The sequence below is a fragment of the Bacillus sp. BR3(2024) genome (assembly GCF_039134555.1).
GTDB classification, from domain to species: Bacteria; Bacillota; Bacilli; order Bacillales; family Bacillaceae_G; genus Bacillus_A; species Bacillus_A cereus.
In genome coordinates this window covers 4,631,499-4,649,076 of record NZ_CP152433.1, presented here as the reverse complement: position 1 = coordinate 4,649,076, position 17,578 = coordinate 4,631,499, and the positions used below count along the sequence as shown (strand labels likewise).

Here is a 17,578-nt window from a genome sequence, read left to right as displayed (position 1 = left end):
AGGAGAATGGGAGATGGATATATACTTATTAATCGTCACGTTACTTGCAATTGCGATTGTTATTTTAGGGGTATCATGGTGGAAATGGCATGCATTTATTAGTTTAACAGTTGCGAGTTTGTTTTTAGCTATCATGTCTGGACTGAACTTAACAAAAATAGTGACTGCCTATGAAACTGGTGTTGGTAGTGTACTAGGGCATTTAGTTGGTATTTTAGCTCTCGGAACAATTTTAGGGAAAATGATGTCCGATTCAGGGGCCGGCATGCAAGTGGCAGATTTCTTTATTCGATTTTTCGGTGTAAAGAAACTACCTTGGGCTATGTTATTTGCAGGATTTGTTATAGGGATTCCAGTGTTTTTTGAAGTGGGGATCGTCATTTTATTACCACTTGTTATTTCCATTCGAAAAACGACGAAGCAAAATATATTATTAATTGCGTTACCTGTCATTGCAGGATTATCTATTGTTCACGGGCTCGTGCCTCCGCATCCAGGGGCGATGACAGCAATCGGTATTTATAACGCGAACTTAGGAAAGGTACTTTTATATTCATTAATTATCGCGTTACCAACAGCCATTATCGCAGGACCGATATTTGCAAAGTGGGTACATAAAAGGGTGATACCTGAAAATGAACCAGAGCTTATTCGGGTTACGACTGTCTCAACTGATTTGCCAAGTCGTAAAGTTTCATTCTTTATTATTTTACTACCAGTTGTATTGATGATTTTATCAGTAGTTGCACCATATATTTCATTACCGAAAAAAATGACTGAATTTTTCGTGTTTATAGGAAGTCCAGTAATCGCCTTACTTATTTCATGTTTCGCAGCATTTTATTTACTTGGTATCAAACAAGGTATTAATAAAAAGATGATTAAAAAATTAACAGATGAAAGTTTATTGCCTGTCGGTTCTATTATTTTAATAATTGGTGCAGGCGGTGGATTTAAACAAATATTAATTGAAAGCGGCGTTGGAACAGCTATTGCACAAATGGCAGAACATATTTCGTTATCACCAATCGTATTAGCTTTCATGGTAGCTGGTTTAATTCGAATTGCAACAGGTTCAGCTACAGTAGCATTAACGACAGCAGCAGGGATTGTTTCACCAGTTATTCAGCACATGTCTGGTGTGAATTTAGAGCTTCTCGTTATTGCAACCGGTGCAGGTTCATTAATGTTTTCTCACGTAAATGATGCAGGGTTCTGGCTTGTAAAAGAGTATTTAGGTTTGACGGTGAAGGAAACGTTTAAAACATGGACGGTACTCGAGACATTGTTATCATTTATTGCATTTGGTTTTGCTCTTTTGTTGAATATGTTTCTTTAGGAGAGGAGATCAGATTTAAACGAATAAAACCTACAGAGGAAATGTAATTTCTCTGTAGGTTTTATTCGTTTTTTGTGCTTTCTATTACTTAATGGAACGGACATACTGATCTTCTCCATCGTCTTTGACAAAGACTCCTAGCTCATTCAAATCTTTGCGTAAATGCTTCTTTTTTTTAGAGTTTCCTTCTCGAAGGGCATTGCGTCTTTCATACAAAATAGTATTTATGCTTTTATTAAATCGCTCATCCTCTAATTTCCATAAGCTATACTCATGTTTATAAGGATCTTGTTCCACCCAGGGGAAGCCGTGCATTAAGAAAGTATCTTTAATTTTGCTTGGGGTAATGTCAGATGTTTCACGTAACCATTCTCGGTCTTCTTGATCAATGATAACCACTTGACGCTTATCTACAAAAACGGCTTTTACATTTAATCTGGTGATTTGTTTCTTTTGATCGTCCTTATTCACGTGAATGCTTTCCGAAGTAATGTTCATTTTTAAAGCTTCACTATAAATAATTAAAGAAAATAAAATTCCTGCAATAACACCAATTAGCATGAGGATAATAGGAAGCCAGAAGGGATTAATAAAATTTAAAAGTTCTATAATTTTTGAATCAGAAAAGAGAGGAATCTTTTTTATAATCTCTATTAATTTAGGTGAAAAATATCCAATAATTCCTAAAAGGATTGGGCTTACTATAGCAAGTAATTTTTCTAAAAAACCTAATCCAATGACAGATGCCTTTTTCATGTGTAGTTCATCCTTTCATATATATTTTTTTAATCAAGGCATGTTTTAAACAGTGAGTTTCTTCACCATTTTTATGAGCTCATCTGAGTAATTTTCTATGGATATAGATGAATTTGCCTTCAGCATTCTTTCTTCGATTGCTCCTAAAATAAATGAAGCTAATGTGTCGGTTTGGAAAGAATCGGAAAACACGCCATTTTGTTGACCAGTCTTCAAAATATCTAATAACATCGTTCTAAGAGCATCCTCCTCTTCGTCGTCTTCGATTCTGTAATAAGGAACGTTCTCTTCATTTCTTGCATTAAAGACAATCTCAATTAAGGCAATATTATTTTTGTAATGAGTTTCTTGATAAGCCAAATGCGCTTCAATAAAAGCCTCTAGTTTATTTATTTCAGATTGAGCTAATAGCACTCGATTACTAATAAATTCATGTTGCTTGGCAACTAAAAATTGTAATGTGCGATTCATAAGGTAAAGCTTATCATTAAAATGATAAGAAATAAGTCCGGTACTAATCTTAGCCTTTTTTGCTACCTTCGTTAAGCTTAAGTTGTTATATCCAACCTCTTCTAATGTATCAATACATGCAAGAATAATTTGTTCACGCCTAGCCTCTGCAATAAAAGAATCAGTCACGCTATTCAACTCCTAATTTATATGATTTGAATGTATAATCAAAAAATTGATTGGTCGTTCAATTAAATATTAGTAAGAAATTAAGAGTATGTCAAATGTTTTATGCTTACATCTGGATAAGGCTCATTCGCTTTTTAATAAAGCCCAATTCCTAAAACAAGCCCGTTTTTAGGTAAGCCAAGCTTCTTATTCGCCCTGAAAACATAATATAAATGGAATCCCCTCATTTAGAGCAAGGTGAACTTGTTATGAATGATACTAAAGGAGGAATAGGGTAATGAGCGAAAAGTGTGAACACAGACATGATGATTGTAACCGCAGACATGGTTGCGGAGGCGGTTTTGCGCTTCTAATCGTATTGTTTATTTTATTAATTATCATCGGTGCTAGCTGCTTCGGCGGAGGCGGCGGTTGTGGTTATGGTGGTTACGGCGGTTATGCTGGCGGCTACGGCGGATATTGCTGCTAATTATTAAAAACTATTGAAAATAGCCTTGTGCATATTGCACAAGGCTATTTTATTCATATTTTTATATGCTGTGATAATTTATTAATGTAAAGAGAACGGATTAAGAAGAAGAAAATGATCTCGATAATCCCGAAAAAGGTGAGTACGATACATGTCTCTTTTAATAAGGAGAAAGAAAACATGCTTTGTAAAAACTTAACTGCAAATAATGTGTGAACACCAGCAACGACATAAGGAACGAAAAATAAAATTCCTAATTGAATCGTTGCAGAGCGAAACATTTCTGATTCAGTTAAGCCAAGCTTTGTAATCGTAATATACTTTTGTCTTTCAGTTGTTAAGTCATTATACATACGGAAATATAAAACACTAGCTGCTCCGATAAAGAAAATAAAGCCGAGAAATGCCCAAATAAAGAATTGAGCGACTGCATTTCCTTTACTATGAACGAGTTCATCCGTAGCTGTATAAATATAAAATGGTTTAATGAAATCTTCTTCATTTTTATGTGCTTCATACAAGGTTTCTGCATCATGATTTAAGCTTTTTAATATATTTTTTGTTGGGACAATTGCATTTTCCCAATTTTCCACGAAGTAGTTATAGACTGTAATTGTTTCAATATGAGGAATCATATTTTCAATTACTTCATCTTGCATCACAATTAAGTGAGGTAATGCAAAGGGAGGCTCAATTCCTCTATTAATAAAACCTTTAATTTGAAATTCCTTTTTATTAGAGCCAAGTGTAATCGTGTTCTGCTTCGCAAATGGGTTAGACACGAGATTTAATAACACTGGTGAATAGCGAGAAATATTATAAACTTGTGAAGAATCGAGAGTGATTTTTGGTCTGTTTAATTGCTGTGCTATTGCGTTATAATCACTCATTTTCATAATGGCAATTGATTCTTTTGAAGCTGTATCTTTTAAAACGGTAAACTTATATTTGTCATATTGAAAATTAGCATTTGTAAGTTCAGTTTCAATCGTAGTAATATGCTTTTGTTCAAATGCATTAACACCTTCTGATGTATAGGTGAATGGTATTGGATATCGTTCTAGTATGGGTGCTTTCGTATTATTGTTTGCAGCAAATAACCCGATAATAATTGTAAATGCAAGTGCAGATAGCATAGAAACAATAAAGAGTACATTAATATTACTGCGTGTACGAGAAACTAAATCTGAAATCCATAACATATTTATTTGTTTTAAATAAAACTTTCTTCGTTTCTTTAAAATATAGATAAAGAGAAGAAATGTTTGTGAAAAAAATAAATACGTCCCAACTACTACAAGCGGTAAAATAGATAGCATAATTAAGAATACAGATCCATTTTGTGCATTTTTTTCCGTTATGTAGCCTTGCGGATAACCAGCAATATAATAGCATAGTCCTAAACAAGTTAAAGCAAATAGTGAAATCAGTATAGATGGTTTTTTTTCGCTCTTCTCTTTGTTAACGCCCTTAATAAGCTTCGTTGTTTTTCGAGTACGAATAAACATTGGTGTAAATGTAGAAACGATTAAAAATAAGATGATAAACGTTACGGTTGTAACGATAATCGCTTCTGTTGGCCAATATAAATAGAGACCTTTCGCGTTTGTTAATTTCGAAGTGACTAATAAGAAAAAGTTAGAAAATACAAGTCCACCTTGAATGCCGATAAAGATAGACAATATCCCGATTATCATATTTTCAGTAAATAACAGTCTCTTTAATTGTCTCTGTGAGATACCGAGAATGGTGAGTATCCCGAATTGCTGCTTCCGTACATTTAAAAATGTTCCAATTGAATATAAGAGAAAGAAGAACGAGAACATAACAATCACAAGCTGTGCTGTACTAGCTAAGTTCATTAGAGGATCACGTTCTTGGAAACTTTGTACACTTTGTAACCGCGGGTGATACGCGTATACAGTAAATGAAAAGAAAACCATGATAGAAAACGCACTACTTACAAAGTAGGCGAAATATGCTTTCGAATTACGTGAGACATTTTTAAATGCGAATTGCCAAAATGTCATCCACGTCTTCCTCCTAATAATGCTAAAACATCTAATATTTCTTGATAAAATTTCTCACGGTACAATCCGCGGTGTAGTTCATTGTAAAGCTCTCCATCTTTAATGAAAATAACACGGTTACAATAACTTGCTGCAAACGGATCATGGGTAACCATTAAAATCGTTGCATCTTCTTCTTTATTTAATTTCGTAAATAGCTCCATTACGTCAATTGCCGCTTTTGAATCTAAGTTTCCTGTCGGTTCATCGGCAAGTAGAAGTGAAGGATGATGAATGACAGCACGTGCTACTGCGGTACGCTGTGCTTGTCCCCCGGAAACTTCAAAAATACGCTTGTCCAAAATATGATCAATTCCAAGCTTTTTTGAAATGTTATCAAGCTTTTCATCCATTTCTTTTAATGGAACATTATCTAATGTTAAAGGTAGTACGATATTTTCACCGATTGTTAGTGTATCTAGTAGGTTAAAGTTTTGGAAAACAAATCCTAACTCTTGGCGGCGGAAAATAGCTAACTTCTCTCTACGAAATGTGTGCGGTTTTTTTCCGTTAATCACGACATCACCAGAAGTCGGAGAATCGATTGTAGAGATAACGTTTAAAAATGTAGATTTCCCGCTACCAGATGGTCCCATAATGGCAACGAATTCACCTTTATCCACGTGTAAATTTATATTTTTTAAAGCAGTATGAGGGACTTTTCCCTCATATACTTTTGAGACGTTTTTTATGTGTAATACTTCTTCCATAGTAATCACCTTTCTACTTTTTAAAACTTAATGTGTTGTGATAATTTTTGCATATAAAAGGAACGAATTAAAAGGAAAAATAAAATTTCAACTGTTCCAAAAATCATAAGTACGACTGTAATTTCAGCGAAGAACGAGAGATGTAATATTTCTTGTAGCATCTTTGTCGCAAACATCGTATGGATTGATGCCATAATGTAAGGCACGAAGAAAAGAATCGCAAGCTGAATTGTCGCTGAACGTTTCATTTCAGTCTCAGTTAAGCCAATTTTCGTAATCGTTATATATTTTTCTTGCTCATTTGTTAAATCTGTATACATTCGGAAGTAAAGAACACTACCAGCACCGATAAAGAAAATAACACCTAAGAAAGTACCAATTAAGAAGAATGAGGCAACATTTAGTTTTTTCTTATATAGAGAATCGCTCGCTTCACTTGCATGGAAAGGTGGGTGCTCTGCTTGAATAGCTGCATTATCGTTATGGATTTTTGTTATAAACGATGAACCGATATTATGTGCTTTTTCCCAATCTGTAACTTTGAAGTTATATACACTCATTTGTTTGGAAACTGTGGATAAGGCTTCTACATTTTCATCAGATAGTATGAGTAATTGGTATATTAAGCTGTTTGGGAATGGGCTATAACTTTTATATTCTTTCACTTGTAGTTGTAAATTGTTTTGAGTAAGTGTAAGAGTATTTTTCTTTTCTTCATTGTGAAGTGTTCCAATAACTTGATCATCTAAGTCTTTCATAAGAATATAAGATTCATTCTTATTTACCGTGAGTTTTTCCAAATTTAATGCTTTAGCAAGTACATTATAGTCACTTTGTTTAATTGCGTAATAGAGCTGCGTGTTATCTTCAGCTGAAGATACCTCATATATATCCGTTTTAAATTTTGTATAAGTAAAGTGCCCTTCATAAAATTTCTGCTCTAACCAGTTTAAATGTTCATCAGCTAATGTATTTTCAGTATGCGATAAATACGTAAACGGGAAAGGGTTTTGTCTAATTGCATCAAACTTTGTAAATTTCCCAAAACCGTATAAGAATGTAATCATTGTAAAAGCGAGTGTTGATAGCATCGCTACAATAAAGAGCATGTTAATGTTTGTCCGAATGCGCGCTGCTAAATCCGAAATCCAAAGCATATTAATTCGTTTCATATAAAACGTTCTTCGCGTTTTTAAAATACGAATAAGTAAAAAACTAATTTGTGAAAAGAAAAAGTATGTTCCAGCTGCAATAAGCGATGGGATGACAAATATACTAGAGACGGCGTATAAAAGCCCAATGATGTCACCTAGCGACATAAAATACAACGGATTTGCGGCTAACGCATATCCACATATTAAACACGTCGCACCAAATAGAGAGATGAGCACGGATGCTTTTCTTTCTTTTTGTTGTGTTCCTTCTTTTAAAAGACGTACGGCTTTTCTCGTACGAATGAGCATCGGTGTAAAAGATGATACGAGAATGAAGAGCCCAAGAAAGATGATGATAGTTAAAACGATAGCACTTGTAGGCGGATATAAATATAAACCAGGTACGTGTGTAATTTTGGCGGTAACTAATAAAAAGAACTGTGAAAAGACAACTCCAAGTTGAATGCCAAAAAATATAGAAAGAGCACCAATTAACATATTTTCTATAAATATGAGTCGCTTTAATTGTTTTTGAGATATGCCAAGTACTGTTAAAATCCCGAACTGTTTTTTTCGTACTTTTAAAAAGGTCCCGATTGAATACAGTAAAAAGAAAAATGAAAAGAACACAATGACAACTTCTGAAATTGTCATTAATATGTTCAGAGAATAATTCACGTCTGTCATATGCAATTTAGGATGAAATAAATAAACTGCAAATGAGAAAAAGATTGCGATGGAGAACGCACTGCTTACAAAATAGGCGAAATAAGCTCTGGCGTTCCGCGTCACGTTTTTAAATGCAAACTGCCAAAATGTCATTCACCTGAACCTCCTGATAGGGTGAAGATGAGAAGAGCATAAGAAATACTCTTTTCATCAAGTTTGTTTTAAATATTTTGTCCACTCGTGTATTGTGATAATTTTTGCATATAAAGTGAACGAATGAATATGAAAAATACGATTTCAACGAATCCAAAAATAATAAGAACGGCTGAAACCTCTTTGAACAGAGATAAACCAATTACATCTTGTAGCATTTTTGTTGCAAACATTGTATGAATGGATGCCATAATGTAAGGAATGAAAAATAAAATACTAAGTTGAATGGTTGCAGATCGTTTCATCTCTGTATCTGTTACACCGATTTTAGAAATCGTTATATATTTCTCTTGTTCGTTCGTCAAATCCGTATACATTCTAAAGTAAAGAACGCTACCAGCTCCAATGAAGAAAATAACTCCTAAAAATGTCCCAATTAGGAAAAATGCAGCACTGCCTGATGTTATTTTGTATAACGATCCTGCTGATTCAAAGGAACGAATAAGAGGTCCTTCATACTGGGATTTATTTCGATCTTTTTGCACTTTTTCTATAAAATTATCAGCAATTTCATATGTCTGTTCCCAGTTTTGAATTTTGTAATTGTATGCTGATATATGCTTTACGGTGCTAGGTAAGTTATTTACGATAACATCAGGCAAAACTATCGTTTGATATGAAAAGCCAGATGGAATTGCATTCACATGCTCATAGCCTTTCACTCGTAATTTCGTATTTGTACTAGAGAGTGTAATGTAATCTCTTTTGTAGCTTTGCTCAAATTCGTTGAATATGGTGTTATAAGATGTCCCTGTTAGCACATATGCTTCGTTATCATCCATAAATAGTTGTTTCATTCGTAAAGAATCTGCAAGTTTGTTATAGTCACTTTGCTTAATTGCGTATACGTCATTATAAATAGCTATATCTTTATCTTCTTTTAGTGGTGTTTCATATATATCAGCTTTTATTTTTTGATAGGGGAAATGCTCTTTTTGTAATTGTTGCTCAAGCCAATTTAAATGCTCTGTAACAAAAGGGTTCGCATCATAAGAAAAATAAGAAATTGGAAAAGGAGAAGTTCTATTCACCTCTAGCTTAATAAATTTCCCGAATCCATATAGAAACGTAATCATTGTGAAAGCAATTGTAGATAGCATCGCTACAATAAACAGCATATTAATATTCGTTCGAATACGGCTCGCTAAATCCGAAATCCAAAGCATATTAATCCGTTTCATATAAAACTTCCTTCTTTTCTTTAAAATATAAATAAGTAAGAAACTAATTTGTGAAAAGAAGAAATATGTTCCAATTGTAACAAGCGTTGGGATAACGAAAATACTTGAAACCATATATATAACACCGATTTGCGGGCTTACTGATACGAAATATTTAGGATTTCCAGCTAACGCATAACCACCAAATAAACAAATCGCACCAAATAATGAAACAAGTATGGATGGTTTTCTTTCTTTTTGTTTTCCACCATTTGTTTTTAAAAGGTGTACTGCTTTTTTTGTACGAATAAGCATTGGTGTGAATGCAGATACAATGATAAAAAGACTAAGGAAAACAATGGTTGTTAAAATAAACGCGTTAGTAGGCCCGTATAAATATATTCCTGGAACATGGGTAAGTTTGGCTGTTACTAATAAGAAAAATTGAGAAAAAACAACTCCAAACTGCATGCCGAAAAAGATAGATAAAATCCCGATTAACATATTCTCCATAAAAATAAGACGATGTAATTGTTTTCTCGATATTCCTAAAATGGTCAAAATACCAAATTGTTTTTTTCTAACTTTTAAAAAAGTACCAATGGAATATAGTAAAAAGAAGAAAGAGAAAAATACAATTACTACTTCTGAAAATATCATTAATCCTGAAATTTCAGAGGTCATGTCAAAGTTTTGTAATTTCGGATGGAATAAGTAAACAGCAAACGAAAAGAACACAGCAATGGAAAAGGAGCTACTTACAAAGTAAGCAAAATAAGCTCTTGAGTTGCGCGTGACGTTTTTAAATGCAAATTGCCAAAATGTCATAGATTATACCTCCGGCTAGAAGATATAGAAGTAGTTGTATTGCAAAAAATGTATGAGAGTGAGTTCTCATACATTTTGCTTGCATATGTTACGATCATGCTTCGGTCACCTTCTCCGTATGTTCTGCTTGATTATTTGCAGCGTTGTGGAAGATGATTTTAATCGTCGTTCCTTTACCAACTTCAGAATCTAGTTTGACAGAGTGACCTAAATAATCACAAATTTTACTTACAATATAAAGGCCCATACCAGTAGATTCTCCGAATGCGCGACCGTTTTTCCCAGTGTAAAATGGTTCAAATACTCTTCGAATATCTTCTTGCGGAATACCAACACCTTCATCGCGAACTTCTAAAATAATATCTTTTCCGTTTCGGTAAGCAGATAAGAATACCTTCTTTCCGCGTTCCCCAGAGTAACGAACAGCATTTGTCATTAACTGATAGATGATAAATTTTAGCCATTTCGCATCAGAAGCAACTTTTAAATCAGAATGGACTTCTAAAACAGGGAAGACACCATTACGAATGAATAGTTCTTTTAATCCGTTAATATTTTTTGTTACCGTATCTTTTAATGAAATCGTCTCGACATGGAAATCTTCATGGAAGTTATTTAACCTAGCCATGTATAAAGCCATATCAAGTCCTTGGTTTAGACGCTCTAATTCTTTTTTAAACTTTGGAATTAAATGCTCGTCTTCCATTTCTAGCACCATAAGCTGCATAACAGAAACAGGTGTCTTCATTTGATGTACCCAATGGTTAATGAATAATTGATGTTCTTGTTGTTTTACTTCATACGATTGTAGTTCTTTTTGGAATAGACGGTACTGCGTACGTACGAGTTCATTGACACCGTGAGGCATCGGAGCAGTTGCTCTTTCAATAAACGCATCTTCCATTTTTTCTGGTTGCTCACTTAATCTATGGTACATTCTACGATTGCGAACGTAACGATAAGCGAGGAAACAAATAAATAAGTATAAACTTAAAACGACGAAGTAAAATTTATTATTTTGAAATCCGTCTACTGCATCATAAAGAACGAAAATGATACCGAAGTTTAATACGTACAGTAGAAAAAATGCAAAATGATCACGTAAAAATAGCTTCATGCTTATTCACTCCAAGTTGCGTTAAAGCGATATCCAAGTCCACGTACTGTTTCAATAGAGTTCTCAATGCCAAGCTCATTAAACTTTTTACGAAGACGTGTAATGTTTACGTTTAATGTATTTTCCTCAACGAAACTTTCGTCATCCCAAAGCGCAGCTAATAAATCTTCACGGCTCGCTGTACGAGGGAATTTAGATAATAACATTTCTGCTAAAATTGCCTCTTTCTTCGTTAAAAGAACTTGTTCAGATCCAAAATGAATTTCTGGACGTTCAGGGAATAGTTTTAAACCTTCTACTTCAACGATACGTTCAGAAATATTTGGTGCATAATCACCGTAAATACGGCGTAATTGTCCTTTAATTTTTGCCATTACAACGTCGTAGTGGAATGGTTTTGTAATGTAATCATCCGCACCGCTTTCAATTGCCATAATTTGTTCCATCTCACCAGCACGCGCTGAAATGAAAATAATTGGACAAGTAGATTCATGACGAATTTGACGGCACCAGTAGAAACCATCGAATTTCGGTAAGTTTACATCAAGTAAAACAAGATGTGGTTTCACTGCGTTAAACGATTCCATAATATCATCGAAATTCTCCGCTACCACAGCCTCATAACCGTACTTCTGAATGTGAGATTGCAGTAATGATGAAATATTTGGATCGTCTTCAACGATTAAAATTTTATACATATGTATATTCCTCCTCAAAAAAACAATTGTAGCTATAGTGTATCATGTGTTTCAAGTCTTTTCATTATGTTGAAAGATAAGCTAGTAAACAGTATAGGTTAAAAGTGAGAAAAGTAAAAAGGGCGCTGGATGAAATTGACAAATAACGGTAATTGGTTTAATATTTAGATAAATATCTAAATGTCTAATTATCGAAAGGAAGAAAGACATTGAATCAAGCATTCAAAGCATTAGCAGATCCAACAAGGCGAAAAATTTTAGACTTATTAAAAGAAGGCGATCTAACCGCTGGTGAGATTGCTGAACATTTCAATATGACAAAACCAAGTATTTCACACCACTTAAATGCACTTAAAAATGCTGAACTTATTCAAGATGAAAAGAAAGGGCAATTCGTTATGTACTCTTTAAACACAACGGTCTTTCAAGATTTATTGACTTGGGTGTTTACATTTACGAATAAGGGTGAAGAGGGGAAATGAAAAAGCATCTTTTTGCAATCTTATTAATTGTTATAACTTGTTTAGCTTGGGCGTTTGCTTGGCCACATTTACCGGATACAATTGCAACGCATTGGAGCGGCGGTAAAGTAGATGGATATTCTTCTAAATTGTATGGAATGCTTTCTATGGTTGGAATTATGATTGTTTTATATATTTTTCTAAACGTGTTACCAAAGATTGATCCAAAGAAAGCGAACTACGAGAAGTTTTCTAAAGCTTTTATGATGATGAATAACGGGATACTACTGCTACTATTTGTAGGGAATATAGATATTATTACAAGTGGATTAGGATACAATTTATTCATTAATCGCGTGCCGGAATTATTAGTGGGTATTTTATTTATAGTCATCGGAAACTATTTACCACAATGTAAACCAAACTACTTTGTAGGTATAAAAACACCGTGGACATTAAGTAACGAAGAAGTGTGGAGAAAAACGCACCGTTTTAGCGGAAAGGTGTTTGTTGCATTGGGGATCATTATGATTTTAAGTGTTTTTGCACCAGTAACGTGGAAATCTTTCGTAATGGTTGGAATTATTATTGGTGCAGTAGGATTAACGATGGGATATTCATATATTGCTTATAAAAAAGAAATAGGGGCCTAATAAAAAATTATGGGGGAGAGAGGATGAAAAGACACGTATTACCATGGAGTTTAATTATTGGCATTGCAATTGGATGGTATATTGTATGGCCATATTTACCAGAACAAATTCCACGCCATTATAATGCAGCAGGAGTAGTAGATGGATATTTTTCTAAAATAGAAGCAAGTTCATTCTCGATAGGTAGTATGGTAGTGCTCTATATGATATGGCTAGTTTTTGGATTCATAAAAGATAAGTCTACACAGCAATCCAAAGTTCTTTCAGCGATTAATTATGCCATTCTCTTTATCGGATTTGGATGTAACATATTTGCACTATTAGCAGCGTCTAATTATATTGCATCGGGCTCAATTGCATTTAATTTTGGACTTGGAACATTGTTTCTTGTACTAGGTAATTGCATGCAACAAACGAAGCCGAACGGGTTAGTAGGCATCCGAATGGACTGGACATTAGAAAATCCTGTAGTTTGGAGAAAAACACATAGATTTGCTTCGAGGGTATTTGTAATAGGTTCACTTTGTATATATGCCGGGGCTTTGCTTCCAGATCCATTTAATATTTTTATGGGGATTGGAATCATATTAATATGTATTATCGTATCAACAATAAAGTCATATAGTATTTATAAAGAAGAGTTGAAAATGTAAATAAAGCTGCTTTTCCTTTTAGGGAAGAGCAGCTTTGTTTTTTTAATCACTTCTTCAAAACCGGTATCCAAATTTCACTTTTAAAGTTTGGAGAAGATATATCTTTCTGTTCATTCCACAATATTTCCGGTCCTTCCGCTAGTTCATAGTTCGAAGAAGGGAACCATTCAGAATAAATACGCCCCCACACATTTTGTAATGCATCAGGAAATAGACCGACAGCTTCAAATATAGCCCATGTTGAAGCTGCGACTTCAAGTTGCGCGAATTGCTCTGGACAATCCTTTGTTGTGGCTACTCCAATATAGTGATCAAGTTCTCCTTTTTCCTCCATTCTTCCTTCAGAAAAATTAGTAGAAGCACTAATAATTCCAGTAGGTTCAATGTTCGAAAGGGACTTTAATGTTTGAATAGACTCTGGGTTTAAACTTTTCCACATAGAAGCAATTTCTTCATTTACACCGTTAAAAACGATTGGTACTCGTTTTGTAATACCTATAATTCGAAATGGCTCTTTTTCTTCAATTCGATAGTTCATTTCATTTCCTCCTTGAATGGATAATTGGAAGGTCATTGGTGAATAAGCCTTCAAAGAATGGCTACTATTTCGGGCCTCTGAAGGTGTTATACCGTGCAAGTTTTGAAATGCACGAGCGAATGAATCTGGTGAGTTGTATCCATATTTTATAGCGATATCAATGACTTTTACATTGCTGTTTTTTAGTTCAAAGGCAGCGAGAGTAAGACGTCTACAGCGAATATATTCTGATAGTGATATGCCAGCTAAAAAAGAAAACATTCTCTTGAAATGATATTCGGAGCAGTAAGCTATTTTTGCGACTTCTTTAAAATCAATTTCATGTGTAAGGTTGTTTTCGATATACTGCATTGCAGCATTCATATTTTTAAGTGAATCCATATTATGACCTCCTCTGTACATAGAATAGCAGGAACGAAATAGCTCCATCCGACATTTCGTGCACAACTTTGTAGGTGCATTTTTTACCTTACAAAATTGTAATGTTCCTGTAAGGAGAATGAATGGATGGTATGATATCCCAATGTTATAGTAACAAAGTACTTTAATTCATTACGTTAACTTTTTGATTTCTTTACTTATGTGCCTTACATAACTGTCATGTTTGTGTAAGAAACATCGATAGTGGCAAGAGTAGAGAGTGTATATAGTTGAAAATAGAGAATTGAAGAAATGAGGGATGTCGAGATGAAAACAGTATTAGAAGCAAAAAATATTGAAAAAGTATATGACACGGGTGGTAATAAATTTGCAGCGTTAAAAGGTATTAACTTACAAGTAAAAGAAGGTGAGTTCGTTGGAATTATGGGACCTTCTGGTTCTGGTAAGACGACTTTACTAAATGTTCTTTCTACAATTGATAATGCGACGAACGGTGAAATTTTAATTGATGGAAAAGATATTGTGAAAATGAATGATGATAAGTTAGCGTTATTCCGCCGCGATCATTTAGGCTTCATTTTCCAAGATTATAACTTATTAGATACGTTAACAGTGAAAGAGAATATTGCTTTACCACTTGCGTTATCAAAGGTGAAAGCGAGTGAGATTGATCGCCGCGTTCTTGAAATCTCAAAGAAATTTGGTATTGATCATATTTTAAGTCAGTTCCCATATCAAGTATCTGGTGGACAGAAGCAGCGCTGCGCAGCATCACGTGCAATCGTTACGAATCCAAGTATGATTTTCGGAGACGAGCCAACTGGAGCGCTTGATTCTAAATCTGCAACAGATTTACTTGAAAGTATGAAGTCATTAAATGAATATGATAACTCAACAATTTTAATGGTAACGCATGATGCATTTGCAGCAAGTTATTGTAAACGAGTTATTTTCATTAAAGATGGTGAACTATATAAAGAATTGCACCGTGGTGAATCAACGCGTAAACAGTTCTTCCAAAAAATTGTTGACGTAATGTCTTCTATTTCTGGAGGTATGGCTGATGACCTTATCTAGCATTGCCCTCCGCAACATACAGCGGAACTTTAAAGACTACTTTGTATATTTCGCATCTATGATTTTTAGTATCGTTATTTATTTTACATTTAAAGCACTGCAATATAATTCACAAATGGAAAAAGCAGCAGAAGCTTCTAAAAAGATTAGCGGAGCGTTCCAAGTTTCCAGTGTGATGCTTATCATTTTCGTAGCAGTGTTCATTATATATTCGAACGGATTCTTTACACGTAAACGTAAAAAAGAAGTTGGCTTATATTCGTTATTAGGTATTCGTAAAAGACAAATTGGTAAAATGCTCTTTTATGAAAATATGTTAATGGGATTAATGTCATTAGTAATCGGGATTGCGATTGGTAGTGTCCTTTCGAAATTATTCCTTGAGTTATTAGTAAATATGATGGGATTAAATTTAAATGTTCATTTTGAAGTACCGATGGCTGCTATTATTGATACAGCAATTATTTTCTTTGTGATTATTTTATATACATCACTTCAAGGATATCGTTTAATTTATCGCTTTAAGTTAATTGAACTTTTCCGCGCAGAACGTGAAGGAGAAACAATGCCAAAAGGGTCTGTCATTATGGCATTAATTTCAGTTGTCTTAATCGGTTCAGGTTATTTTTTAGCGCTAATGTACATGAAAGCAGTTATGTATGCAGACTTTATGGTCGTTGCATTATATATTTTATTAGCGACAGTAGCAGGGACTTATTTACTGTTCATGTTCTTCACAGTATTTGTATTGAAACGTGCAAGAAATAATAAGTCAGCATTTTATAATGGTATGAATATGGTAACGACATCGCAGTTACTATATCGTATTAAAGGAAATGCGAAATCATTGGCGACAATCGCTATTTTAAGTGCAGTTACATTAACAGCGGTTGGTACGTCAGTTACGATGTATTACAATACATTTACGCAATCAAAAGTTGCTGCGCCGTATAGTTATTCCTATGAGAAAAAAGATGCAGCATTAGATAAAAAAGTAAATGAAATACTTGCTGGAGAGAAGAATAATCACCCAGTCACATATGAATCAGAAGTTGAAATGATTCCTGTGAAAGGAACATTTAAAGGTGAAAGAGCTGATCAAGTTCTGAACACACACTATAATGTTACGAATCAGTACCAGCTTATTTCTCAATCAAGCTTTAATAAACATGTGAAACACTTAGATGTAGAACCTGTAAATTTGAGTGCGAATGAAGCTTTCGTATATGATAGCTTATATATTGAGAAACTTGATTTTGGTCCTCTTTATACAGGAAATACAGCTGTATTCCCTGTTGGAAATGAGTCAAAAGAATTAAAAATTAAAGGTGTAAATAATAGAAGCCTTACAAATTTAAATGAACTATTTGTAATCGTTCCTGATAAAACATATGAGCAAGTGAAACAAGTAAACGAAACGCGTACTGTAAAAAATATTGATGTAAAAGGTGAGCGAAATAGTAAAGAGTTAACAGCAAAATTAGCAAGCATTATGCCAGCTGGAGAATCAGAAGTTTTAAAACCATTTAACGATTTCTATACAGGATTCCAAATGGGGCTTGAAACGACAGGCTTAATGATGTTTATTGGGTTATTCTTAGGATTAGTATTCCTATTAGCAACAGGCTCAATCATTTACTTTAAACAATTAACAGAAGCAAGTGCTGACCGTGATCGTTACATTGTCCTTCATAAAGTTGGTGTAACGAAGCAAGAAATGAAGAAAGCTATCGCAAAACAAGTAAGCTTTATCTTCGCTATTCCGTTAGTAATCGGTATTTTACACAGTTTATTTGCACTAAAAGGTTTATCAAATATATTACCATTTGAAATTATGATGCCTCTTCTCATTAGTATTGGAGTATACGGTGTCATCTATATTGGATATTACTTCTTAACGGTTCGTTCTTATTATAAGATCGTGAGTGCGAAGTAATAAGGGGCAGCTATCGCTACACGCGATAGCTGTTTTTTTTATTCTTCATAAAATCTTA

General features: G+C 34.1%; 16 protein-coding genes. 7 read left to right on the top strand and 9 right to left on the bottom strand.

Annotated elements, in window-relative coordinates; translation table 11 throughout:
- The first annotated feature begins 13 nt into the window (after positions 1-13).
- Complete coding sequence (gene gntP / locus V7S45_RS24000; RefSeq protein ID WP_025686764.1) at positions 14-1,339, top strand: gluconate permease GntP; 1,326 nt, start codon at positions 14-16, stop codon at positions 1,337-1,339.
- Between the two features lie 84 nt (positions 1,340-1,423).
- Here the strand turns inward: gntP and V7S45_RS23995 are convergent, their stop codons facing one another.
- Both V7S45_RS23995 and V7S45_RS23990 read right to left on the bottom strand, forming a co-directional pair.
- A complete protein-coding gene (locus V7S45_RS23995; protein WP_000710350.1) occupies positions 1,424-2,095 on the bottom strand; it encodes a hypothetical protein in 672 nt (223 codons plus the stop codon).
- Positions 2,096-2,140: 45 nt separating this feature from the next.
- The gene (locus V7S45_RS23990; protein WP_000132248.1) at positions 2,141-2,734 is read right to left on the bottom strand and encodes a TetR/AcrR family transcriptional regulator; all 594 of its coding nucleotides are present in this window, start codon (positions 2,732-2,734) and stop codon (positions 2,141-2,143) included.
- A 277-nt stretch (positions 2,735-3,011) separates the two neighbouring features.
- On the opposite strand from V7S45_RS23990, the gene V7S45_RS23985 reads away from it, so the two are divergent.
- Positions 3,012-3,203, top strand: coding sequence for a YjcZ family sporulation protein (locus V7S45_RS23985; RefSeq protein ID WP_001290392.1), 192 nt, complete (start codon positions 3,012-3,014; stop codon positions 3,201-3,203).
- A gap of 53 nt (positions 3,204-3,256) precedes the next feature.
- Here the strand turns inward: V7S45_RS23985 and V7S45_RS23980 are convergent, their stop codons facing one another.
- From V7S45_RS23980 to V7S45_RS23955, 6 genes are all read right to left on the bottom strand, one after another.
- On the bottom strand, positions 3,257-5,233 hold the full coding sequence (locus tag V7S45_RS23980) for an ABC transporter permease (RefSeq protein WP_000144951.1): 1,977 nt from the start codon (positions 5,231-5,233) through the stop codon (positions 3,257-3,259).
- On the bottom strand, positions 5,230-5,982 hold the full coding sequence (locus tag V7S45_RS23975; RefSeq protein WP_000393250.1) for an ABC transporter ATP-binding protein: 753 nt from the start codon (positions 5,980-5,982) through the stop codon (positions 5,230-5,232). Before V7S45_RS23975 ends, V7S45_RS23980 begins: the two co-directional genes overlap by 4 nt.
- 20 nt (positions 5,983-6,002) lie before the next feature.
- A complete protein-coding gene (locus tag V7S45_RS23970) occupies positions 6,003-7,958 on the bottom strand; it encodes an ABC transporter permease (RefSeq protein ID WP_342761522.1) in 1,956 nt (651 codons plus the stop codon).
- A gap of 68 nt (positions 7,959-8,026) precedes the next feature.
- Entirely contained in the window at positions 8,027-10,006 is a 1,980-nt protein-coding gene (locus tag V7S45_RS23965) for an ABC transporter permease (protein WP_000145051.1), read from the bottom strand.
- A 94-nt stretch (positions 10,007-10,100) separates the two neighbouring features.
- Positions 10,101-11,123: a sensor histidine kinase gene (locus V7S45_RS23960; protein WP_000765341.1), complete on the bottom strand. Its 1,023-nt coding sequence runs from the start codon at positions 11,121-11,123 to the stop codon at positions 10,101-10,103.
- 2 nt (positions 11,124-11,125) lie between these two features.
- Positions 11,126-11,821: a response regulator transcription factor gene (locus V7S45_RS23955; protein ID WP_000276738.1), complete on the bottom strand. Its 696-nt coding sequence runs from the start codon at positions 11,819-11,821 to the stop codon at positions 11,126-11,128.
- 209 nt (positions 11,822-12,030) lie between these two features.
- Between V7S45_RS23955 and V7S45_RS23950 the strand changes: the two genes are divergently transcribed.
- The 3 genes from V7S45_RS23950 to V7S45_RS23940 are packed head-to-tail and all read left to right on the top strand — an operon-like array spanning position 12,031 to position 13,588.
- On the top strand, positions 12,031-12,303 hold the full coding sequence (locus V7S45_RS23950; RefSeq protein ID WP_001070523.1) for an autorepressor SdpR family transcription factor: 273 nt from the start codon (positions 12,031-12,033) through the stop codon (positions 12,301-12,303).
- A complete protein-coding gene (locus V7S45_RS23945; RefSeq protein WP_000716357.1) occupies positions 12,300-12,935 on the top strand; it encodes an SdpI family protein in 636 nt (211 codons plus the stop codon). The genes V7S45_RS23950 and V7S45_RS23945 overlap by 4 nt, the downstream gene beginning before the upstream one ends.
- 23 nt (positions 12,936-12,958) lie before the next feature.
- On the top strand, positions 12,959-13,588 hold the full coding sequence (locus tag V7S45_RS23940; RefSeq protein ID WP_000820671.1) for an SdpI family protein: 630 nt from the start codon (positions 12,959-12,961) through the stop codon (positions 13,586-13,588).
- Between the two features lie 46 nt (positions 13,589-13,634).
- Here the strand turns inward: V7S45_RS23940 and V7S45_RS23935 are convergent, their stop codons facing one another.
- Positions 13,635-14,507, bottom strand: coding sequence for an AraC family transcriptional regulator (locus V7S45_RS23935; protein ID WP_025686761.1), 873 nt, complete (start codon positions 14,505-14,507; stop codon positions 13,635-13,637).
- Between the two features lie 306 nt (positions 14,508-14,813).
- Here V7S45_RS23935 and V7S45_RS23930 point away from each other — a divergent pair, with 306 nt between their 5' ends.
- Positions 14,814-15,584: an ABC transporter ATP-binding protein gene (locus V7S45_RS23930; protein WP_000859655.1), complete on the top strand. Its 771-nt coding sequence runs from the start codon at positions 14,814-14,816 to the stop codon at positions 15,582-15,584.
- Entirely contained in the window at positions 15,571-17,520 is a 1,950-nt protein-coding gene (locus tag V7S45_RS23925) for an ABC transporter permease (RefSeq protein ID WP_088344270.1), read from the top strand. The genes V7S45_RS23930 and V7S45_RS23925 overlap by 14 nt, the downstream gene beginning before the upstream one ends.
- Positions 17,521-17,578 lie beyond the last annotated feature (58 nt).

Coding starts and splice junctions, on each gene's coding strand:
- gntP (WP_025686764.1), top strand. CDS start 14: ATGGATATATACTTATTAATCGTCACGTTACTTGCAATTGCGATTGTT.
- V7S45_RS23995 (WP_000710350.1), bottom strand. CDS start 2,095: ATGAAAAAGGCATCTGTCATTGGATTAGGTTTTTTAGAAAAATTACTT.
- V7S45_RS23985 (WP_001290392.1), top strand. CDS start 3,012: ATGAGCGAAAAGTGTGAACACAGACATGATGATTGTAACCGCAGACAT.
- V7S45_RS23980 (WP_000144951.1), bottom strand. CDS start 5,233: ATGACATTTTGGCAATTCGCATTTAAAAATGTCTCACGTAATTCGAAA.
- V7S45_RS23975 (WP_000393250.1), bottom strand. CDS start 5,982: ATGGAAGAAGTATTACACATAAAAAACGTCTCAAAAGTATATGAGGGA.
- V7S45_RS23970 (WP_342761522.1), bottom strand. CDS start 7,958: ATGACATTTTGGCAGTTTGCATTTAAAAACGTGACGCGGAACGCCAGA.
- V7S45_RS23965 (WP_000145051.1), bottom strand. CDS start 10,006: ATGACATTTTGGCAATTTGCATTTAAAAACGTCACGCGCAACTCAAGA.
- V7S45_RS23960 (WP_000765341.1), bottom strand. CDS start 11,123: ATGAAGCTATTTTTACGTGATCATTTTGCATTTTTTCTACTGTACGTA.
- V7S45_RS23955 (WP_000276738.1), bottom strand. CDS start 11,821: ATGTATAAAATTTTAATCGTTGAAGACGATCCAAATATTTCATCATTA.
- V7S45_RS23945 (WP_000716357.1), top strand. CDS start 12,300: ATGAAAAAGCATCTTTTTGCAATCTTATTAATTGTTATAACTTGTTTA.
- V7S45_RS23940 (WP_000820671.1), top strand. CDS start 12,959: ATGAAAAGACACGTATTACCATGGAGTTTAATTATTGGCATTGCAATT.
- V7S45_RS23935 (WP_025686761.1), bottom strand. CDS start 14,507: ATGGATTCACTTAAAAATATGAATGCTGCAATGCAGTATATCGAAAAC.
- V7S45_RS23930 (WP_000859655.1), top strand. CDS start 14,814: ATGAAAACAGTATTAGAAGCAAAAAATATTGAAAAAGTATATGACACG.
- V7S45_RS23925 (WP_088344270.1), top strand. CDS start 15,571: ATGACCTTATCTAGCATTGCCCTCCGCAACATACAGCGGAACTTTAAA.